This window comes from Pseudomonas rhizosphaerae, from assembly GCF_000761155.1.
In the GTDB taxonomy this organism is placed as follows: Bacteria; Pseudomonadota; Gammaproteobacteria; order Pseudomonadales; family Pseudomonadaceae; genus Aquipseudomonas; species Aquipseudomonas rhizosphaerae.
In genome coordinates this window covers 2,915,029-2,936,372 of the sequence record NZ_CP009533.1, presented here as the reverse complement: position 1 = coordinate 2,936,372, position 21,344 = coordinate 2,915,029, and the positions used below count along the sequence as shown (strand labels likewise).

General features: G+C 57.9%; 18 protein-coding genes and 1 other RNA gene. 10 read left to right on the top strand and 9 right to left on the bottom strand.

The window, feature by feature from the left end; translation table 11 throughout:
- Nucleotides 1-449 precede the first annotated feature (449 nt).
- Nucleotides 450-665, bottom strand: a complete 216-nt coding sequence (locus LT40_RS21705; RefSeq protein WP_043190830.1) for a hypothetical protein — start codon at nt 663-665, stop codon at nt 450-452.
- A 450-nt stretch (nt 666-1,115) separates the two neighbouring features.
- Here LT40_RS21705 and LT40_RS13050 point away from each other — a divergent pair, with 450 nt between their 5' ends.
- Nucleotides 1,116-3,218, top strand: a complete 2,103-nt coding sequence (locus LT40_RS13050; protein ID WP_043190828.1) for an ATP-binding protein — start codon at nt 1,116-1,118, stop codon at nt 3,216-3,218.
- A 21-nt stretch (nt 3,219-3,239) separates the two neighbouring features.
- Here the strand turns inward: LT40_RS13050 and LT40_RS13045 are convergent, their stop codons facing one another.
- Nucleotides 3,240-3,761 (bottom strand): GAF domain-containing protein, encoded by a 522-nt coding sequence (locus LT40_RS13045; protein ID WP_043190826.1) that lies wholly within the window; start codon nt 3,759-3,761, stop codon nt 3,240-3,242.
- Between the two features lie 398 nt (nt 3,762-4,159).
- Between LT40_RS13045 and LT40_RS13040 the strand changes: the two genes are divergently transcribed.
- Nucleotides 4,160-5,563, top strand: coding sequence for a hypothetical protein (locus LT40_RS13040; RefSeq protein ID WP_148308560.1), 1,404 nt, complete (start codon nt 4,160-4,162; stop codon nt 5,561-5,563).
- A 370-nt stretch (nt 5,564-5,933) separates the two neighbouring features.
- On the opposite strand, the gene LT40_RS13035 is transcribed toward LT40_RS13040, so the two are convergent.
- From LT40_RS13035 to LT40_RS13020, 4 genes are all read right to left on the bottom strand, one after another.
- Complete coding sequence (locus LT40_RS13035) at nt 5,934-7,805, bottom strand: DUF2075 domain-containing protein (RefSeq protein WP_043190823.1); 1,872 nt, start codon at nt 7,803-7,805, stop codon at nt 5,934-5,936.
- A gap of 292 nt (nt 7,806-8,097) precedes the next feature.
- Nucleotides 8,098-8,490: a transfer-messenger RNA gene (gene ssrA, locus LT40_RS21285) on the bottom strand.
- Nucleotides 8,491-8,568: 78 nt separating this feature from the next.
- Nucleotides 8,569-8,841, bottom strand: a complete 273-nt coding sequence (locus tag LT40_RS13025; protein WP_043190822.1) for a hypothetical protein — start codon at nt 8,839-8,841, stop codon at nt 8,569-8,571.
- A gap of 216 nt (nt 8,842-9,057) precedes the next feature.
- Nucleotides 9,058-10,758, bottom strand: a complete 1,701-nt coding sequence (locus LT40_RS13020) for a lactate permease LctP family transporter (RefSeq protein WP_043190819.1) — start codon at nt 10,756-10,758, stop codon at nt 9,058-9,060.
- Between the two features lie 185 nt (nt 10,759-10,943).
- On the opposite strand from LT40_RS13020, the gene LT40_RS13015 reads away from it, so the two are divergent.
- Nucleotides 10,944-11,711: a GntR family transcriptional regulator gene (locus LT40_RS13015; RefSeq protein WP_043190816.1), complete on the top strand. Its 768-nt coding sequence runs from the start codon at nt 10,944-10,946 to the stop codon at nt 11,709-11,711.
- Between the two features lie 49 nt (nt 11,712-11,760).
- On the opposite strand, the gene smpB is transcribed toward LT40_RS13015, so the two are convergent.
- Nucleotides 11,761-12,243 (bottom strand): SsrA-binding protein SmpB, encoded by a 483-nt coding sequence (smpB, locus tag LT40_RS13010; RefSeq protein WP_043190812.1) that lies wholly within the window; start codon nt 12,241-12,243, stop codon nt 11,761-11,763.
- Nucleotides 12,244-12,501: 258 nt separating this feature from the next.
- Between smpB and LT40_RS13005 the strand changes: the two genes are divergently transcribed.
- Nucleotides 12,502-12,936, top strand: a complete 435-nt coding sequence (locus LT40_RS13005; RefSeq protein WP_043190809.1) for a type II toxin-antitoxin system RatA family toxin — start codon at nt 12,502-12,504, stop codon at nt 12,934-12,936.
- Nucleotides 12,929-13,240, top strand: coding sequence for an RnfH family protein (locus LT40_RS13000; RefSeq protein ID WP_043190807.1), 312 nt, complete (start codon nt 12,929-12,931; stop codon nt 13,238-13,240). The genes LT40_RS13005 and LT40_RS13000 overlap by 8 nt, the downstream gene beginning before the upstream one ends.
- Before the next feature lie 59 nt (nt 13,241-13,299).
- On the opposite strand, the gene LT40_RS12995 is transcribed toward LT40_RS13000, so the two are convergent.
- Entirely contained in the window at nt 13,300-13,821 is a 522-nt protein-coding gene (locus LT40_RS12995; RefSeq protein ID WP_043190805.1) for an outer membrane protein assembly factor BamE, read from the bottom strand.
- 98 nt (nt 13,822-13,919) lie between these two features.
- Here LT40_RS12995 and fur point away from each other — a divergent pair, with 98 nt between their 5' ends.
- Entirely contained in the window at nt 13,920-14,324 is a 405-nt protein-coding gene (gene fur, locus LT40_RS12990; protein ID WP_043190803.1) for a ferric iron uptake transcriptional regulator, read from the top strand.
- A gap of 163 nt (nt 14,325-14,487) precedes the next feature.
- Here fur and recN read toward each other — a convergent pair whose 3' ends face one another.
- Nucleotides 14,488-16,161, bottom strand: coding sequence for a DNA repair protein RecN (gene recN, locus LT40_RS12985; RefSeq protein WP_043190800.1), 1,674 nt, complete (start codon nt 16,159-16,161; stop codon nt 14,488-14,490).
- Between the two features lie 228 nt (nt 16,162-16,389).
- On the opposite strand from recN, the gene grpE reads away from it, so the two are divergent.
- The 4 genes from grpE (at nt 16,390) to dapB (ending at nt 21,130) form a co-directional block, all read left to right on the top strand.
- Entirely contained in the window at nt 16,390-16,956 is a 567-nt protein-coding gene (gene grpE, locus LT40_RS12980) for a nucleotide exchange factor GrpE (protein ID WP_043190799.1), read from the top strand.
- A gap of 116 nt (nt 16,957-17,072) precedes the next feature.
- A complete protein-coding gene (gene dnaK, locus LT40_RS12975; RefSeq protein WP_043190797.1) occupies nt 17,073-18,995 on the top strand; it encodes a molecular chaperone DnaK in 1,923 nt (640 codons plus the stop codon).
- 186 nt (nt 18,996-19,181) lie between these two features.
- Entirely contained in the window at nt 19,182-20,309 is a 1,128-nt protein-coding gene (dnaJ, locus tag LT40_RS12970) for a molecular chaperone DnaJ (protein WP_043190795.1), read from the top strand.
- Nucleotides 20,310-20,326: 17 nt separating this feature from the next.
- Nucleotides 20,327-21,130 carry a 4-hydroxy-tetrahydrodipicolinate reductase gene (gene dapB / locus LT40_RS12965; RefSeq protein WP_043190793.1) on the top strand — a complete coding sequence of 268 codons (804 nt, stop codon included), beginning with the start codon at nt 20,327-20,329 and terminating at the stop codon, nt 21,128-21,130.
- Nucleotides 21,131-21,344 lie beyond the last annotated feature (214 nt).

Genomic DNA, 21,344 nt, shown 5'->3' with positions numbered 1-21,344 from the left:
GACCGTCCTCAGCCGATGCGGGAAGAGCGGGCTGTCCAGGGGATGGTGTCGGCGCAGTATTTGGCGGAGTACAAGGCGGGGCAGAGTGCGCGGCCGGTTCGGCGGGTTAGCGGCAGCAATGGCTCTGAGTCGCACCAGATACTCGGTTGGGACAGGAAGCAGTGGTACACGGCTTCGTGGAGTGTCGGTAATAACCGGGTTGATTACGGCACTGTTTGCACTAGTTACCGAGGTGGCTCGATTGAGTATCGGGAGTGCAGGAAGGGGGCGAAGCAGTGGTTCAAGGAGCAGTGCCGTGAAGAACCAGATCCGGCACTGCGGGAGCGGTATTGTTCGGCGGGTTCGGGGTTTAGTCCGATGGGGTAGTGGGGTCCGCAAATGAGGTGCCGCTTATGTTTCAAGCGACACCTATCACCATGGATGGGCGGCACATCCTCGCGCTGGAGCGATCAGGCGTTAACTTGAAACCGCAACTTCATCTCCAACAGAGAATCCTCCACCAACGTCCTGCTTGTCTCCGTCAGCAAAGCAACGGCTTGATTAAGCGCGCGACAGAGCTGCTGATTGGCATCGCTCGTTTCCGCAGCAAGCACGGATGCGGTATCTAGCAACTGACTAGCACGTTGAAGGGATTGATATGCAGCAAGATTCGTTTGATCTTTCATGATTGGCGACTTCCGTATGTGAAGTGAGATTTGCCAGCACTCGCCGTCAAACGAGTGGGTGGCAGCTGTGCATGGGTTGACGGACCGGTCACATACGAACCCGGCGCACCCGAAGGTGCCCCACGCACAGCCGCCATAGCGTTCGAACCGGGTGCGGAGGCGCCCGAGCCGAGTCTTGAGACTGCGCGTTCGTATGTAAGACAGGCCGTCAAACCTGGTCACGCATGAGGCGTGACGAGGGGGAGGATAGGCAGGCTGGGTAGGGAGGTCAACTGCGATGCCTGTCTAGCCAGGGCACCAACCCCGGTTGATTGTTTGCAAGCAGTGTCTCAAGCATAAATTCAAAAAGGCTCGTGGGTCGTGGAGGATACGTGCCTGACTTCTCCCAAGCATTGCCAGCCCTATCCACAATCACTCACACTTCCAGCCCTATCCCCTTGGACGTCCCCCATGCCAGTTGCCTCCCCCATTCCCCTGGCTCCCGTCCCGCCCATGATCGGCGGCGGAGAAATGGGAGACTTGGTGCGCGACACGGATTGGTCCAGCACCGCCTTGGGCGATTACAGCTCATGGCCCGCATCCCTACGCACTGCTTTGTCGCTGGTGTTGAACACCAAAGGCATCGCGGCCCTTTACTGGGGGCCGCAGCAGTGGCTGCTCTACAACGATGCCTACGGCCTGGCACTGGGCGATCGGCACCCTGCAGCGTTCGGTCGCCCGATGCCGGAGGTGCTCACCGACATCGCCCCGGTGCTCAGCCCCCAAGTGGCACAGGTGCTTGCCACAGGCGATGGTTTCTCCATCGAGAACCTGTCGATGATGATGCGGCGTCACGGCAAAGAGGAAGAGACCGTATGGACCTACAGCTTTTCGCCTGTGCAGGGCGAGAGCGGCGGCTATGAAGGTGTACTGTTGCTGGCCTCGGAAATGACTCAGCAAGTGCTCGCCGATCGCAAACGGGACCGCGCCGAGCATGAACGGGCCCAGGCTCTCCTGCGCTTGAGCGAGCTCAACGCCGGGCTCGAAGAAGAAATCTCCCGCCGTACCGCCGACCGTAATCGACTTTGGCTGTTGTCGGCAGACATCATGCTGCGCTGCACTTTCGACGGCGTCATTACTGCGGTCAACCCTGCCTGGACCGACCTGCTGGGATGGCAGGAATCCGAGTTGATCGGCCTGTCGCTTTTCGAACTGATCCACCCCGACGACCTGGCGCACACCCAGCAGGGCGCCAGTCTGTCCGCTGACGGCCATGCCTACGCCCGGTTCGACAACCGCTACCGCCACAAGGACGGCAGCTACCGCTGGATATCCTGGTCGACCCAGCCAGACGAGCAGCAGATCAACGCCGTGGGCCGCGACTTCACCGCCGAGCGGGAGAGCGCCAGCGCCCTGGCCGCCGCCGAGGAAGCCCTGCGTCAATCGCAGAAGCTGGAAGCCATCGGCCAACTCACCGGTGGCGTCGCCCACGACTTCAACAACCTGCTGACCGTAATCAAGTCGTCGACTGACCTGCTCAAACGGCCGGATCTCTCCAGCGAGCGACGCGCACGCTATGTCTCAGCCATTGCCGACACCGTCGAACGAGCCGCCAAAGTCACCTCGCAACTGCTTGCCTTCGCCCGGCGTCAAACACTGCAACCAACGGTGTTCGCACCTGCAGAGAACCTGCGGGCCCTGGCCAGCATGATCAAGACACTGGTAGGTGCCGAAGTGGAACTGGCGATGGATATCCCCGAACATAGCCATTTCGTGATCGCCGACCCCTCTCAGTTCGACATGGCAATCGTCAACATGGCCGTCAACGCTCGTGATGCCATGGTCGGCCAGGGGCGCCTCATCATCCGAGTGGGCCCAGCCCGCCGTGGATCCGAGGCCAACGAGCAGCCGATGATGCCAGGCGATCAAGTGGTGATTTCGATGACCGATACCGGCAGCGGCATCGCGCCGTTGCACCTGGGAAAGATATTCGAGCCCTTCTTCACCACCAAAGGCGTGGGGCAGGGCACGGGCCTCGGCCTGTCGCAAGTGTTCGGGTTCGCCAAGCAATCGGGTGGCGAGATCACCGTGGACAGTGAAGTCGATCAAGGCACCACGTTCACACTCTACCTGCCCCAGGCATCCGAGCCGCGCGAGCCACGGAGTGTCGAGGCGCCCCATGAATTGGTGCACGGACATGGCACCGGTGTATTGATCGTCGAAGACAACCCTCAAGTGGGCGCCTTTGCGATGCACTCACTCACGGATTTGGGCTACCGGCCGGTCCTTGCCATCAATGGACAAGAAGCACTGGCCGAGCTGGCCCGCGACGCAAGCCGATTCAAAGTGGTGTTTTCCGATGTGGTGCTGCCGGGGATGACAGGCATCGAGCTGGCCCATGAGATTCGTCGGCGATACGCAGGGTTACCTGTAGTGCTGACGTCGGGATACAGCCATGTGCTGGCGGAGAAGGGCACGGATGGATTCGAGTTGTTGCATAAGCCGTACTCGGTGGAGCAGTTGTCGCGCTTGTTGTGTGGGGCGATGTGTACACATTTTTCGAGGGTGACCTGAGCTTGCATCCCTTTCCCACAATCACTCCAACTCAATCCCGACACCTGCCACCTTCACCGCCAAGCTCGCAAAAAATATGCACCCGATCAACCGGGCAAAGATCTCCAGCGTTTCGCACACATCCGGATCTTCAAACAGCACAGGCCGCGAATCGATCGCGCAAAGCGCCCCGTACAAACGGCCATCAGGCAGGAAAATGGGCACGCCTACGTAACTGTCCAGATCGTAGGTCTTGACGATGAGTCGTGAGGCGAAGCTGTGGTCATGGCTGACTTTCGGGATCAGCAACGGCGCGGGGTCCCGCTGAAACTCGCTGCAGATCGTGTCTTCCAGTGGGAAGGCCTCTCCTGCGCCAATTCCTAAGTCTGCAGAATCATGCACGGAGCAGATCACTAGTTCGGCGTCGCCGAACTTGGTGATCGCGGCGAAGCGCATGTTGGTTAGCCGGGTTACCAACCGCAGGATGTTGGTGGTGGCTTCGATTTCAGCAATGGCTGCGCGTTCTTCTTGGGACAGGAGGGTGGGCGGGTAGTCGGGTGCCATGGTGTACCTCGTCGTTTGGTGCAGTTTCGGCTTGTGAGGGAGGTTCTGCAAGGGTTGCCGTCTAAAGCGCTGCTGTGAAACCGCGCTATCGAGCCAATACCGTCCGCTAAGGGTGCAAACTATGAAGCTGCACTAGCCTAGATAAAGGGGTATTGGCAGTGATCAACTAATCCTGGACACAGAGTTAAGTTTTTCTCCGGCAACTGCTGGTACGAGGCCCTCGTTGAACTGACACCCATTGCAGCTCATTCAGCGGCGTTCTCTAAAAATCAGCAGTCGGGATTTCGATAGCTTAGGTGGCAAGACGTAGTAGGCTCGCAATTTAAGGAAACAAAGTGATTGAAATGTTGCAGCGAACGTGGCACTTTGCCAGATAGAGCCTATGCACAGGGAATGTCATGCCAACGTCCTTATCTAAATTTCTTGGTATCCAAAACGATACACTGGACGCCCTTGGTGTTTTCAATCCTATTCTCGACCACGACACCCGGTTATTCATCGACCCACTTTTGCTGAAGCATTGTAAAACACCAGAATTTTCTTCAAGTTATGTTGTGTTACAAAGCAGATTCTTGGCAATCGGAAAGTTGTTACAGCACAGCCAGCGTCGAGGAGATCCTTTTTGGAATTCCGCTGCCAGGAAAATGAATTGGCACGAGGTTCGTGGGCTTTGTATCGGTTACTCTAGTGGTGGTACGTCTGGAAGTGGGATTGGTGCTGGTCTGCGGGATAGAATTTTAACTACAGCGAAGCTAATTATCGATGCAGGAAAAACTGACCCTGAATTGTTCGAGTTGGTTGGTTTGTTTGAAGAGGATTTTGGTCCAGATCGCATTAGCGATATGACAGCTAATATTATTCAGGATGATATCCTGACTTATTCGTTGAATATATATAGTAAAATTTTGCCAAAAGGTTGGGGCGGCGCTTTAGAGCATAAAACTCAGCTGCCTCTGAATCCCTTCACAAGGGAGCCAATTCTCCTCGTTCCCAAAGAGTTAATGAGAGGTTTGCCGTCGGCTTTTGAGTGGAGCGGTTCTGATGAGATTGGGATTAGCAGCGCTGAGATCAGAGAGTCACTTAATGCTTTGGTTGGCTCTAGCTGGCGAGCTTTAGCTAATATGAAAAAGGCAGAGCTGAAAAAGCTAGTATTGAAATATCCTGACCTGATCGATGATCTGATTGATCAATACGCATCTAAAGATGTAAAGCCATATGATTTTTCTGAAGATAAAAAGGGAGAATATGCATGGTATCAACGTACTGTTGAGGCAGTGTCTGAGAATCCTATTGAATTAGCATTGAGTTCGCATCCCTCATTGGACGAGGTGTTTAATCTGATAGTCAAGATATGTGAAAAATTCAAGCAGTTGGTTGAGGATAATGGTTTAAATACATTGTTTTATGATGGCAAGGGCAAAGTTAAGAACGAGTCGGCAATTCAACTTGCATTTTATGGGGTCGCGGAAGCCTACTGCGATGCAAATAAAATTATGATTGCTAGGGAATCAAACTCAGGTCGAGGGCCGGTTGATTTCAAGTTTGGCTCAAATAACGAAAATAGTGTATTGGTTGAAATAAAGAAGTCGGATAACTCGCGTCTTAAAAGTGGTATCCTTAAGCAGCTTCCTGAGTACATGAAGTCTGAGAAGTCTCGAAAAGCTATTTATTTAATTTTAGATCTCGGGATGAATCAAAGGCATGTGGATAATATGAATGCAATACACGAGGCAATTGGTGGTTCTAATATATCAATTGTATACATAGATGGGCAGCTAAAGCCTAGCGCTAGTAAGCTGTAATGTGTGCGCTCTCTAAATTAATATCAGATAAATTAGGATGGCAGCTGCTTATTGGTAGCAGCTAGCCGATTTCGTGGCCTGCCGTCACAGGGAAGAAAATTGCGGCGCTGTCCAAGGTTTGATGCTCAATGGTGGCACGGCTATTCGCCGCTATTGGATCTAAGCCCTTATGATCGGCGATACGTAGCTTCCAAATCATAGAGCTATAGAAGCAAACCCCGGGGCAAATTTGGAGCTAGCAGCGTCATTCATCCCCATATCCTCGCTGCGGTGTTTAAGAAGACTCCTGGCTGTCGCGTCGGACGACGAGTGAGGACGCTCTTCACATGAGCAAGCGTATCAGATCTGTTTAACTTAGCCGAATGGGTCGTTACCTGTGACCGTATCCGACAACCCTGCTGGCAAAATACCGTGCAGTCTCCGGATCTGTGCAGTACAGAAAACAGCCCTTCATCCCACGGGTCATCAGCGTCCGATAAGTGTTTTTAATTATCAAGTCTGTTTCTTGTTGTGCTAGGGCAGGTTGCTCCTTCATCAACTTTTTCCAACCTCGAATCGACTTGTCATGCTTATCTCGGTCATGTGGCGATGTCACCACCTGGCCTTTCCGCACTACCAGATCCGGCCCGATGATCACTCCTATGTAATCTACCTCGAGACCCTGACAGGTATGGATACACCCCACCTGTTCGATAGAGTTTTCGGCGATAATCCATAAGCTACCATCCTGATCCAGATTCCATTGGCGTGCGTAGTTGTCGCCGATAACAATATCCGAAGCCTTGGAGTCTTTTTTGCTGAGCCAAGGCCAGCAGTAACCTGCGACCACGCGAGCCTTGTTACCGTGATTTTTCTGTTCGATAGCGGCGTGCATGGCTTGGGGGGAATCGAATACCTTGAACTCATAGTCGCTGGTGTCGAGCGCGGGGTGGGCTGTGGGGCGAATCTCTAATACGTCGTCCAACCATGCAATGTAGCCATCAGAGCCACTGCAACGGAACTGAGAGGACAGAACGTACTCCTCAACGGTCGCGCCTTTGGCTTTGGCAAAGGAGCGAATCGCCTGCTTGCTACCGATGTCGCTCAGGGTCACGCGCTGATCTTCGTCGATAAAAAAGATTGAGCATTTCGATGAATCGATCAGCTCCTTGATTTGGTTTTCGCCAAGGTTTCCGTACAGGCCGCTTTTTTCGTTGAGCCTATGAGCCTCATCGATGATGAGCGCATCATAGGTGTTAGGTTCGGTATCGATAAATGCGCCCGAACCGGAAAAAAAATTAGAGAAGTGTGTTCGCTTTACAGTGCCGATCAACTTGCTTTCGTACACCTTGCGTGGGGCAGCATTTTTGGACACATATTTGCTCAACAGGCTCAAGGCAGTGAGCCTTACCAGCAGGTTAATCGCCAGGACCGTTTTTCCGGTACCGGGACCACCCTCAATTATCAATACCTTTGGACCTTCAATAGTGGCTTGGCTCGCTGCCGCGAGAGCGGACTCGAAAATTGCTTTTTGATCATCGATCAATATGAACTCAGGCTTGCCTTTCATTAGCCCATTCAGGGCTTCAGACAACGCTTTGGATGGGCGAATTTTCCCGTTCGAAAGCTCGTAAAGCACCTCTTTGTTGTCACCGTGAACGATGTGTTTCTTCAGAAAGCTTCGGAGCTTTTCGAGCTCAGCCGGGCCTTTCAGGAACAAAGGTGCTTTGTTGGTATAGGGTTCGTAGTGAGAAGAATTGATGACACCATCACTTACGTAGTTATGCAGATACGCACAGGGCCGTACCTTGATGCTTTTGTCGTAGACAGCCTCGTTGAAGCCCTGCAGTAGGGCGGCGTACGACCAAACCTGATAAGAGGGATGAACAGTCTCGACTTGGCTGCCGCCCAGTGCCGTTTTTACGACGGCATCCTTTGTGGTGGCAGTGGCTTTGCTCCACTGCTTTAGCTCAATCAAAACCGCGTTTTTGGCTTGAAACTCATCACGGCCCGTCAGCAAAAAGTCGATGCGTTTCGATGACTGGGGGATATGCAGCTCGATGGCCAAGCCTGCGTCGCAGGGTAGACCGTCGTCTCGAAGCACCTTGGCCATGTAAGTCAGCGATCCTTGCCAGGACTTGATCTCCGAAGCGCCAACCTTCTTTCCGGTGGCTTCTTTGAAATGCCTGAGAATCACTTCTTCGATATCGTCGTTATCGCTGTCTTTGAGAAACTGCTGTTTGGTTGCAGCGTAAACGATCACTCGTGGTCCTTAGAGCTCCAAGCTCAGAATGATCGTAGCTTTGCTGCTGCCGTCAGATTTGACGGCAGCAGACTACATACGATCGGAAAGCGTAGGCTCTGATTGTAAGAGTTTTCGCTTTTCGGAGCGGTTTTTTTTCGCCTCCTCTCGGCCTTTTTTCTGTGAGGCAGGCTCAGCACCACATGCCAACATCGGTCATAGACAGCCATGGCCATAAGCCGACGGAGCTTCAGCGCCTCACCAAATCGCACCCATAAAAAAAGGCGCCCGAGGGCGCCTTCTTCTGCAGATTTGGTGGAGCCGGGGGGATTTGAACCCCCGTCCGCCAGTACTCCGCTGTCGGTACTACATGCTTAGCCGTGTCTACTGAGTTAATCCGCAGCCGCCCGACTGGCAGGGTGCATTGGACGAGCTGTGTAAGTTTTAGTCGCTTTGCCCACAGCGTGCTACACGACGATCCTGTTCTGCGTGACGATCACTTTGGGTTTACAGGCATCCCCTGATGATCGCTGGCACCGAAGTAGCCAGAAGAGCGGCTCAGCTACCGTTAGGCAGCGAGAGCTTGGCCCTCGTAGGTTTCGTCATTGGCAACTATAGAAAGTTGCAACAGTGGATTTACGACTTCTGTTACCAAGTCGGCATGCACCTAAAGTTTCGCAACCGGCGTCGAATCCTAATCGGCCCCAGCCCCTGCGGTTAGGCAGGGGAGACGTAGTCTACGTCATTTTGCGGCGTCAGGCCAACCCTATGGTTGGCTTGGCGGTCAGCCTTTGCTTTTCTGAGCATCCATCAGGATGTTCATGGCATCGGTGGAGTGCGAGATGCAGGCTTTTTCGTCTTTGGCAGCGTGGGCGGCCATGGCTGCTTTGTACGCGTCGTCGTATTGGCTCTTGGCAGGGTCGCCCAGTTGCATGGAAGTGGTCTTGGCGTCGTTCAGCTTCTGCATGTTGACGGCGCACAGGTCTTCAGCTGCGAACACAGGGGATGCTACCAGGGCGGAGGCTACGATCAGGCCGGACAGATAGGTACGCTTCATAAGAATCTCCTTACTCAAGGTGGACTCGGCGCTCCTCGGTAGGATCGGCGTCCGCAGTCAGAAATAGCCCGATTGCTTGCGGGCCTGTTAAATGGACTTCGCGCCAATGCAGGGGTTCTACGCAAAACGTGTGCGGATGTAAAAAAATTCATGAGGCACCAAAAGGGGGCATGTTAGCCCCCAGGTTTGGTGTGATAGACGTAGATCGGCTGCCGATCAGTGCACCAGCATGCCGGTGAACCAGTACGCTTGGGCCAAGGTGATCAAGCCGATGATGGTGGCGAACAACAGGCTGTGCTTGAGCGTGAAGCGCAGCAGGTCGGACTCGCGGCCCACCAGCCCGGTGGCAGCACAGGCGACGGCGATGGACTGCGGCGAGATCATCTTGCCGGTCACGCCGCCGCTGGAGTTGGCGGCCACCATCAGCACGTCACTCACGCCCAGCTGGTGTGCGGTGGTGGCTTGCAGCGAGCCGAACAGGGCGTTGGACGAGGTGTCCGAGCCGGTGAGGAACACACCGAGCCAGCCCAGGAACGGCGAGAAGAACGGGAACGCGGAGCCGGTACCGGCCAGGACCAGCGCCATGGTGGAGGACATGCCCGAGAAGTTGGTGACGAAGGCGAAGGCCAGCACCATGCCGATGGACAGGATCGGCCAGCGCAGTTCGAACAAGGTTTCACCGAACGTCTTGAACGCAGTCTTGATGTCGATGCGCAGCACCATCATCGAGATGATCGCGGCAAACAGAATCGCCGTGCCGGTAGCCGAGATCGGGTCGAACTTGAACACGGCGGGCATCGGTGTGGCGGTGGCGACGATGGGCGCGGTCTTCAGCACCAGTTGGTCCAGGTGCGGGATGGCGAAGTTGAAGACGAAGTTGTACATGGCGCCGCCCGGGGCGAACATCGCCTTGAACGGCTTCAGGGTCCAGATGGTGACGAGTACGGTCAGGATCAGGAACGGCGACCAAGCCTTGAGAATCTGCCCCAGGCTGTAGGGCGTTGGCGTCGAGCCACCGACGGTGCTGGCTTTGCCTGTGGGCCCGCCGCCCATTACGGCTGCGCCACCGCTGACGGCGACCGTTTCGCTGCTGGCGGCGCGCTTGGGTTGCCAGACTTTGAGGAACAGGGTCAGGCAGACGATGCTGGCCAGGGCCGAGGTGATGTCGGGCAGTTCCGGACCGATGAAGTTGGAGGTCAGGTACTGCACGATGGCAAAGCTCAGGCCTGCGACCAGCGCCGCTGGCCAGGTTTCCCGAACGCCGCGCAGGCCGTCCATGATGAACACCAGCCAGAACGGTACGATTAGCGACAGCAACGGCAGTTGGCGGCCGGTCATGGCGCCGATCTTGAACGGGTCGATGCCGGTCACCTGACCCGCGACGATGATCGGGATGCCCAGGGCGCCGAAGGCCACCGGCGCGGTGTTGGCGATCAGGCACAGGCCTGCGGCGTAGAGCGGGTTGAAGCCCAGACCCACCAACAGGGCTGCGGTAATCGCCACCGGCGCGCCGAAGCCTGCCGCCCCTTCCAGAAACGCGCCGAAGCAGAAGCCGATCAGCAACACCTGCAGGCGTTGGTCGTCGGTGATGGACAGCACCGAGCTGCGGATGATTTCGAACTGGCCGCTCTTCACCGTCAGCTTGTAGAGGAACACGGCGGCCACGATGATCCAGGCGATCGGCCACAGGCCGTACATGAATCCGTAACCCGCGGCGGCCAGCGCCATGTCGGCGGGCATGCCGTAGGCGAAGATGGCCAGGATGATGGACAGCGCCAGCGTGATGCTGCCGGCGATGTACCCCTTCATGCGAAATACGGCCAGCGCCAGGAAGAAGAACACGATGGGAATGACGGCAACCAGGGCGGACAGCCCGAGGCTGCCGAGCGGGTTGTAGATCTGCTGCCAGGTTTGCATAAGCTGAGGCCCCTTGTTTTTTTTGGAAGGCTTGGCGCTGTCGTGCGGCTGTTTGATTGCAGAAATTGGTAATACCAATTTACAATAAATCCAAGTCAGGTTAGGGCGCAGCCGTGGGGCTGTCAATTTCCTTGTCTATGACTTTGGTCGAGTGCGGCCGAAGCAATCGTGTGATGGAGCCACCCATGGGTATTGATCAAGTCCGTCAGCGGCGTTTGTCCGATGGCATCATCGAGCGTCTGGAAGCCATGATTCTCGAGGGTACGCTGAAGGCTGGCGAACGCTTGCCGGCCGAGCGTGCGCTCGCCGAGCAATTCGGCGTGTCGCGGCCCTCGCTGCGTGAGGCCATCCAGAAATTGGTGGCCAAGGGCATGCTGGTCAGTCGTCAAGGTGGCGGTAATTATGTTTGCCACAAGCTGGGCTCGACGTTCAGCGATCCGCTGCTGGCATTGCTGGAAAGCAATCCGGAGAGTCAGCGCGATCTGCTGGAATTTCGTCACACGCTGGAAGCGTCATGTGCGTTCTATGCGGCGCAGCGCGCCACTGAGATCGATCGTGAACAACTGAAGCTGGCCATGGATGTTCTGGAAGACTGTTACCGGCGGGTCGACAGCGTGACGCGGGAGGAGGAGGGCGTGGCCGATGCCAACTTTCACCTGGCCATCGCCGAAGCCAGCCACAACGCGGTGTTGCTGCACACCGTGCGCGGGCTGTTCGACATGCTCAAGCGCAACATGGTGGTGAACATCGGCGGCATGCACCGGCACAGCGTCGAAACTCGCGACAAGCTGATCGCGCAGCATCGGCAGCTGTTTCAGGCCATCGTGAAGGGGCAGGCAGAGCAGGCGCGGGAGTTGGCCAGTCTGCACATCACCTACGTGCAGGGCGTGCTCGACGAGGCGCGGCAGACCGTGCAGCGAACCGCTCGCGCGCAGCGACGCAACGGCTTGTAAAGGTCAAGCCGGAAATCGCGGCGAAGCCGGCGCTGCAAGGGGCGGGAAGTCAGTCTTCCTTGCCCTTGTTGCGCACGGCACGCTGCAGCTCGCGATTGGAATCGCGTTCGCGCTCGGTGTCGCGCTTGTCGTATTCCTTCTTGCCCTTGCCCAGAGCGATTTCGCACTTGATCAAGTGCTTGCTCCAGTAGATCGACAAGGCCACGCAGGCATAGCCCTTTTGCTGAACCTGAGCGAACAGCTTTTCCAGCTCGCGGCGGTTGAGCAACAGTTTGCGGGTACGCGTCGGGTCGGCGATCACGTGGGTGCTGGCCGTGGTCAGGGGAGTGAAGTGGCTACCCATCAGCCAAGCTTCGCCATCCTTGAGCAGCACGTAGCTGTCCACCAGTTGCGCCTTGCCGGCACGCAGGCTTTTTACTTCCCAACCGGCCAGGACCAAGCCAGCCTCGAAACGGTGTTCGATGAAGTAATCGTGTCGCGCTTTCTTGTTCTGCGCGATGGTCCCTGTAGGGTGTTTCTTTAATTTGGCCATAGGGCGCGCATTATAGGCAGTCGTTGCGCTCTCGGCTACGGTATTGCGGTGCGCTTGAGCGGTTGCAATGAATACCGGACAATACCTGATCTTTTTGGATAGCCTGCGCTTCGCCGCTGTCGACAAAGAAGCCCCGTGATTTCGTTGGCGTGCCCCTTGTCTGCTGGCATGCCTACCTTATTTTCAAGGCGCCGTTGGCGTCGTCCGGCCGGCGCGTGAAGCTCGCGTCCGCCGCCCAGTTTTGGAAGTGACGCTCGCATGACTACCCATATTCAACGCTCGGCTCTGCTGCCCTATCCCGCTCAGGCCCTGTATGACCTGGTCAACGATGTGTCCCGCTATCCTGAGTTCCTGCCCTGGTGTTCGGCCACCACCATCCTCGAAGAAACCGATACCTTGATGCGTGCCAACCTGGACATCGCCAAGGGTGGGTTGAGTCAGCACTTCGTGACCCGCAATACCCTGGAGCCCGGCCGCTCCATCGAGATGAATCTGGAAGAAGGGCCGTTCAATCAGTTGCACGGCATGTGGGTGTTCAAGCCCCTGGGTGAGAAGGCCTGCAAGATCAGCCTCGATCTGTCCTTCGACTACGCTGGCCCGATCGTTCGCGCGACCTTGGGTCCGCTGTTCAATCAGGCTGCCAATACTCTGGTCGATGCTTTCTGCCAGCGCGCCAAGCAGTTGCATGGCTGATCCGTTGATTGATATCGAAGTGGCCTATGCCGCGGTCGATGACCAGGCATTGATCGCTCTTCAAGTGCCCGTCGGGACCTGCGTTGCGCAGGCCATCGAACTGTCCGGCATCGCCGAGCGCTTCCCGGAAGTGGATTTTTCCCAATGCCCTGTGGGTATCTTCTCAAGCCTGTTGGCGTCTCCCGCCGAGCATGTACTGCGAGCGGGTGAGCGCATCGAGCTTTACCGACCGTTGCTGGCGGATCCAAAAGAAGTGCGACGATTGCGCGCGGCCAAAGCGGCGCAGGCACGCAAGGTTCGCTAAACACTTTTTTGCGCTCATGAAAAAGCCCGGCATGACCGGGCTTTTTTCGTATCGCTCGCTTATTGCGGCGAGACGTCCAGCGGCTGCGGCGCCGGGACGGGAACAGTCTTCACGCCGTCGACATCGCGCTGGATGTCTTCGAGCATCGAGCCCGGCTTGGGCGGCTCTTCGGCCTTTTGCGGCTCGCCCTGCTGGGGTGCCACGTTGGTATCGGTGTCGCTGCCCAGGATAGCCTGGTCCTTGCTGACGCCGGGCATGAAATCACCGGACAGGCCAACCAGTTGGTCGTTGCCGTTGAACAGGACACTCATGCGTTCCTGCTGACGTTCGCCGCCACCTGGCTGCAAGCTGTACAGGTAATCCCAGCGATTGGCGTGAAACGTGTCGACCAGCAGTGGGTTGCCCATGATAAACCTTACTTGCCGACGGGTCATTCCGGGCCTTAACTGGTCTATCATGTCCTGCGTGACGACATTGCCCTGCTGGATGTCGATTTTGTAAACCCCGGGGAATGAACAACCGGCGAGTGCGAGCAGTCCCACGAAGGTGAGGCTGGTTAGCAAGTGCTTGGTGTTTTGCATCGGTGGGCGACTTCCACTATCTTGGCTGGGACAACGTAAACCCCGATCATACCCGCATTAATAGATGCTGCGAAGCCGCATCGTTGAGAAAGCTGACCATGGTTGATAATAGCGAACTGCGTAAAGCCGGCCTCAAGGTGACCCTTCCACGGGTCAAGATCTTGCAAATGCTGGAATCGGCACAGCAACGTCACATGAGCGCCGAAGAGGTCTACAAGGCGCTGATGGAAGCTGGTGAGGATGTGGGCCTGGCCACGGTTTACCGTGTCCTGACCCAATTCGAAGCGGCCGGTCTGGTAGCCCGTCACAATTTCGACGGCGGCCATGCCGTGTTCGAATTGGCGGATGGCGAGCACCACGACCACATGGTCGACGTCGACTCCGGTGAAGTGATCGAGTTTACCGATCACGAGATCGAACGCCGCCAGAAAGAAATCGTCACCGAGCACGGTTACGAACTGGTGGATCACAACCTGGTGTTGTACGTGCGCAAGCCGAAGTAAGACCAGGCTGGATGCAGAAAGGCGACCCTAGGGTCGCCTTTTTTATGTGTGAAGTCAGTGAGGGCCTCTTCGCGGGCAGAGACCCGCTCCCACATGGAGCAGGGTTGCGCTGCCGTGTTGTGGGAGCGGGTCTCTGCCCGCGAAGAGGCCAGACCTGCAGCAATCAACCCTTCGCCGTCACCACCATCTTCTTGGCATGCGCCAACGATTCCTTGGTCAAATCGATCCCGCCCAGCATCCGCGCTACTTCTTCTACGCGCTCGCCCTTGCCCAGGTTCGACACCGCAGTGCGCGTCTCGTCGCTGCCGCGTACTTTATGCACGAACAGATGATGATGACCTTGAGCCGCCACCTGCGGCAGGTGCGTCACGGTCAACACCTGCCCGCGCTCGCCCAGACGTCGCAGCAACTGCCCGACGATCTCGGCTGTCGGCCCGCCGATGCCCACGTCGACTTCGTCGAACACCAGCGTCGGAACCCGTGAGGTCTGCGCGGTGATCACCTGGATCGCCAGGCTGATCCGCGACAGCTCGCCACCCGAAGCCACTTTGGCGAGGGGTTTCATTGGCTGCCCTGGGTTGGCACTGACCAGCAGTTCGACCTGCTCCAGGCCATTGGGATGCAAGTCCTCATGGGCATTGGCGCGCAGTTCGATGGTGAAACGCCCGCCTGGCATGCCCAGGCGCTGGATTTCCACTTCGACCGCCGCGGCCAGTTGTGCCGCCGCATGCGTACGCAGGCCGGTCAGCTCGCGGGCTTTTTCCTGGTAGTGACGGGCATAGGCGGCCAGCTCTTCACCCAACTGCTCGATGGATTCATCGCTGGCGTTCAAGCCTTCCAGTTCTTCGAGCAGCCGGTGTTGCAGCGCCACCACTTCGGTCGGGTGAACGCGGTGTTTGCGTGCCAGCGTATAGATGGTATCGAGCCGTTCCTCGATGTGCTGCAAGCGCGCCGGGTCGGCCTCGAAGTGGTCGAGAAAGCGATTGAGTTCGCCGACCGCTTCTTCGACCTGGATCTGCGCCGTGGCCAGCATCGAGGCGGCCTCGCCCAGCGCGCTGGGTGCATTGCTGACGCCGCCCAGGCGATTCAGGCTGGCGGTCAGTGCGCTGAGCACATTGCCCGAATCGTTTTCGCTGCAGTGGTCGATGACCTGACGGCAGATGCCGAACAATGCTTCGGCGTTGGTCAGGTTCTTGTGTTCCTGCTCCAGCTGCTCCAGCTCGTTTTCGCCCAGGCCGAGGTTTTCCAATTCTTCCAGCTGATAGCTGAGCAACTGATGCCGCGCGCGTTGCTCGTCGCCGGAGTCCGACAGACGTTCGAGCTCCTGGCGTGTCTGCCGCCATTTCTGCGCGGCCAATTGCACCTGTCGGGCCAGGTCGCTGGCGCCGGCGTATTCGTCGAGCAGGCGGCGATGGGTGTCGGTCTTCAGCAGCGACTGGTGCTCATGCTGGCTGTGGATGTCGATCAACAGCTCGCCCAGGGACTTGAGGTCGCCGAGCGGGCAGGGCGTGCCGTTGATGTAGCCGCGCGAACCGCCCTTGGCCGTGATCACGCGACGCAGAATGCAGGGGCCGTCGGTTTCCAAATCGCGTTCGGCGAGCCAGGTGCTGGCCTCAGGGATATCGACCAGGTCGAAGGTGGCAAGGATGTCGGCCTTGTCGGCGCCCGGCCGGACCACACCACTGTCGGCACGATCGCCCAGGGCCAGGCCTAGCGCATCGAGCATGATCGATTTGCCGGCGCCGGTTTCACCCGTGATCACGCTCATCCCGCGCTCGAGTTCGAGGTCGAGATGTTCGACGATGGCATAGTTGTGTACGGACAGGTGCACCAGCATAAGACCGCCCCCAGGCATGAATGTCTGGTTATTTATACAGTGTTTTATGCAGGCCTGACAATATTCGCCTTTAGGTCGTTTTCGCCTGAAACCTGCATTTTTTATTGCCTCCTTGGGAAACTCCTGTGCAGCCGCTGATCGCCAGCCCTTGAAGCGCAGATTTGCGACCCCATATACCGGTCAGAAGCGCGAGTCGACCTCGCGGACGTAATCGAGAGGAGAGAACCAATGGCTGACGAACAGAACCTGGACGATCAGAATCTAGACGCTAATCAGGCCGCCGACGCCGGTGCCGACGACCTTGCCGCGCGCGTGCAGGTGCTTGAAGAGCAGCTCGCCGCCGCCCAGGATCAGTCCCTGCGCGTTGCCGCCGACCTGCAGAACGTTCGCCGCCGCGCCGACCAGGACGTGGAAAAGGCGCACAAGTTTGCTCTCGAGAAGTTCTCCGGCGACCTGCTGCCCGTGCTCGACAGCCTTGAGCGCGGTATCGAGCTGTCCAGCCCCGAAGACGAAAGCATTCGTCCGATGCGCGAAGGCATGCAGCTGACCTTGAAGATGTTTCAGGACACGCTCAAGCGTTACAACCTGGAAGCCATCGATCCGCATGGCCAGCCGTTCAATGCCGAGCATCACCAGGCAATGGCGATGCAGGAAAGCGCGGACGTCGAGCCCAACAGTGTGTTGAAAGTTTTCCAGAAGGGCTATCAGCTAAATGGACGCCTGCTGCGCCCGGCCATGGTCGTGGTCAGCAAGGCCGCTGCACCGGTTTCGCCTTCGATCGACGAGCAGGCTTGAAATCGGCCAAGTGGCCCCCATCTTAGTGTCAAGCGTTTAAGTGCTACCGCAGACAGCCACCACTGCTGCGGCAACCAAATCCAAAATTTTCGGGCGTTAGTGCCAGGAGAAGAAACATGGGCAAGATTATCGGTATCGACCTGGGGACCACCAACTCCTGCGTCTCCATTCTTGAAAACGGCAAGGCCAAGGTCATCGAGAACGCCGAAGGCGCTCGTACCACTCCATCGATCGTTGCTTATGCCAACGACGGCGAAGTGCTGGTCGGCCAGTCCGCCAAGCGTCAGGCGGTCACCAACCCCTACAACACTCTGTATGCGGTCAAGCGTCTGATCGGTCGTCGTTTCGACGAAGAAGTCGTACAGAAAGACATCCAGATGGTCCCTTACAAGATCGTCAAGGGCGACAACAACGGCGACGCCTGGGTTGAAGTCAACGGCAAGAAAATCGCCCCGCCAGGCATCTCGGCTGAAATCTTGAAAAAGATGAAGAAAACCGCCGAAGACTACCTCGGCGAAGCCGTCACTGAAGCGGTCATCACCGTACCGGCCTACTTCAACGACAGCCAGCGTCAAGCCACCAAAGACGCCGGCCGTATCGCCGGTCTGGACGTCAAGCGCATCATCAACGAGCCGACTGCCGCTGCACTGGCATACGGCATGGACAAGGCCAAGGGCGACCACACCGTCATCGTTTATGACCTGGGTGGCGGTACCTTCGACGTGTCCGTGATCGAAATCGCCGAAGTCGATGGCGAGCACCAGTTCGAAGTGTTGGCCACCAACGGCGACACGTTCCTGGGCGGTGAAGACTTCGACATCCGCTTGATCGACTACCTCGTCGACGAGTTCAAGAAAGAAAGCGGCATGAACCTCAAGGGTGACCCGCTGGCCATGCAGCGCCTGAAAGAAGCTGCGGAAAAGGCCAAGATCGAACTGTCCTCGAGCCAGTCGACCGACGTCAACCTGCCGTACATCACTGCAGACGCCACCGGTCCCAAGCACTTGAACGTGAAGATCTCCCGCGCCAAGCTGGAATCGCTGGTCGAAGACCTGGTTCAACGCACCATCGAGCCTTGCCGCATCGCCATGAAAGACGCCGGTATCGACGTTGGCGCGATCAACGACGTGATCCTGGTCGGCGGTCAGACCCGCATGCCGCTGGTACAGAAGCTGGTTACCGACTTCTTCGGTAAAGAAGCACGTAAAGACGTCAACCCTGACGAAGCCGTTGCCATGGGTGCTGCCATCCAGGGTGCCGTACTGGCCGGTGACGTGAAGGACGTGCTGCTGCTCGACGTCAGCCCGCTGACCCTGGGTATCGAAACCATGGGTGGCGTGATGACCGCGCTGATCGAGAAGAACACCACGATTCCTACCAAGAAATCGCAGGTATTCTCGACTGCCGACGACAACCAGGGCGCCGTGACCATCCACGTCCTGCAGGGCGAGCGCAAGCAAGCCGCGCAGAACAAGTCGCTGGGCAAGTTCGACCTGGCCGAGATTCCACCAGCTCCACGTGGCGTGCCGCAGATCGAAGTGACCTTCGACATCGATGCCAACGGCATCCTGCACGTCGGCGCGAAAGACAAGGCCACTGGCAAGACCCAGTCGATCGTGATCAAGGCCAACTCTGGTCTGTCCGAGGACGAAATTCAGCAGATGGTTCGTGACGCTGAAGTCAACGCCGAGGAAGACCGCAAGTTCGAAGAGCTGGCCGCTGCCCGCAACCAGGGTGATGCACTGGTGCACTCGACTCGCAAGATGGTCGCCGACGCAGGTGACAAGGTCACTGCCGACGAGAAAACTGCCATCGAAGCGGCCGTCGTGGCGCTGGAAGCTGCGGTCAAGGGCGACGACAAGGCAGCGATCGATGCCAAGGTCGAAGAGCTGTCCAAGGTCTCCGCTCCAGTGGCGCAGAAGATGTACGCCGACCAGGCCGAGAAGCCTGAAGGCGCTGCTGCTCAGCCAGCAGAAGAAGCCGGCAAGCACGACGACGTCGTCGATGCCGAGTTCGAAGAAGTCAAAGACAACAAGTAATTCTTGTTGGTCGGCCGGTTGACTGTGCTTGCACGGTGACTGGTAGGATGTCGCCGCGCGGGGGCTTGCTCCCGCGTTGGCGTGTCTGGAATACACGAATTTTAACAACATGCGACAGCGATCGGATGTTGGCGGCGCGGTCAGCGGCGCCCCTGCGTGCTGGCTCCCAAAAGAGTAAAAAGACTTATGGCAAAGCGTGATTATTACGAGGTTCTGGGGGTGGAGCGTGGCTCCAGCGAAGCAGATCTGAAGAAGGCCTATCGCCGCCTCGCGATGAAGCATCACCCGGATCGCAACCCCGACAACAAGGAATCGGAAGAAGCCTTCAAAGAGGCCAACGAAGCCTATGAAGTGCTCTCCGATGCGAGCAAGCGCGCCGCGTACGACCAGTACGGTCATGCCGGTGTCGACCCGAGCATGGGTGGCGGTGGCCAAGGTTTCGGCGGCCAGAACTTCTCCGATATCTTCGGCGATGTGTTCAGCGATTTCTTCGGCGGTGGTCGTGGCGGCAATGGCCGCGGCGGCGCCCAGCGTGGCAGCGACCTGCGCTACACCCTCGAGCTGAACCTGGAAGAAGCCGTGCGCGGCACCACGGTCAGCATCCGTGTGCCGACGCTGGTCAACTGCAAGCCCTGCGACGGCAGTGGCGCGAAGAAAGGCTCGGCGCCGATCACCTGCCCAACCTGCGGCGGTATCGGCCAGGTGCGCATGCAGCAGGGCTTCTTCTCGGTGCAGCAAACCTGCCCGCGCTGCCATGGCCAGGGCAAGATCATCTCCGACCCGTGCGACTCGTGCCACGGCGAAGGCCGTGTCGAAGAGTACAAGACCCTCTCGGTCAAGGTGCCTTCGGGTGTCGACACCGGCGATCGCATTCGTCTCTCCGGCGAAGGCGAGGCGGGCATGCAGGGCGGCCCGACCGGCGACCTGTATGTAGTCATCAACGTGCGCGAGCACGCGATCTTCCAACGTGACGGCAAGCACCTGTACTGCGAAGTACCGATCAGCTACACCGATGCGGCATTGGGTGGCGAGCTTGAAGTGCCGACCCTGGATGGTCGGGTCAAGCTGAAGATTCCGGAAGGTACCCAGACCGGCAAGCAGTTCCGCCTGCGCGGCAAGGGCGTTGCGCCCGTGCGCGGCGGTGGTGCCGGCGACCTGATGTGCCGGGTGGCGGTGGAAACGCCGGTCAACCTCAACCGCCGTCAGCGTGAGTTGCTGGAAGAATTCCGCACTTCGCTGGAAGGCGACGAATCCCATTCGCCGAAGGCCAATGGTTGGTTCGAAGGTGTGAAGCGTTTCTTCGGCGACCTGTAAGGCATAAGGATTCGAGCATGCGACGTATAGCTGTGATGGGCGCCGCCGGGCGCATGGGCAAGACCTTGATCGAAGCGGTCCAGCTGGCGCCCGGCGCCGGCTTGACCGCAGCGGTCGACCGGCCGGACAGCACTTTGGTGGGCGCCGACGCGGGCGAGCTAGCGGCGCTGGGCCGTATTGGTGTGCCGTTGTCGGGTGATGTGGCGAAGGTGGCGGAAGAATTCGATGTATTGATCGACTTCACTCACCCGACCGTGACGCTGAAGAACCTGGCGTTCTGCCGCAAGGCAGGCAAGGCCATGGTCATCGGCACGACCGGTTTCAGTCCCGAGGAAAAAGCCTTGCTGGCCGAGGCGGGTAAGGACATTCCGATCGTCTTCGCGGCCAACTTCAGCGTCGGCGTCAACCTGTGCTTGAAGCTGCTCGACACCGCTGCGCGGGTGCTGGGCGACGATGTCGATATCGAGATCATGGAAGCCCATCACCGGCACAAGGTCGATGCCCCGTCGGGCACGGCCGTGCGCATGGGTGAGGTGGTCGCCAATGCCTTGGGTCGCGACCTGAAGAAAGTGGCGGTCTATGGCCGTGAAGGCCAGACCGGCGCCCGGGAGCGTCAGACCATCGGTTTCGCCACCGTGCGTGCCGGTGACGTTGTGGGTGACCACACCGTGCTGTTCGCCGCCGATGGCGAGCGCGTCGAGATCACCCACAAGGCCTCCAGCCGCATGACCTTCGCCAAGGGAGCGGTACGCGCCGCCCTCTGGCTCGACGGCCGCGCCCCAGGCTTCTACGACATGCAGGATGTGCTCGACCTGCATTGACTTCATCGCCCTAGTCACGCTCCCAAAGGTAAACGCTACCCCTGTGGGAGCGGGCTCTGCCCGCGAAGACGTCAGCCCCATCTCTACAAATCCCTGCCCCCTGTCGCATCACGCGAACTTCCCACCGCATTCGCGGTAGACCAAAACCCCTCTTTTCTGTAAGCTACAGCTTTAGTGTGTCCACTAAAAGCGCGCAGATTATTCGATGAAAAGA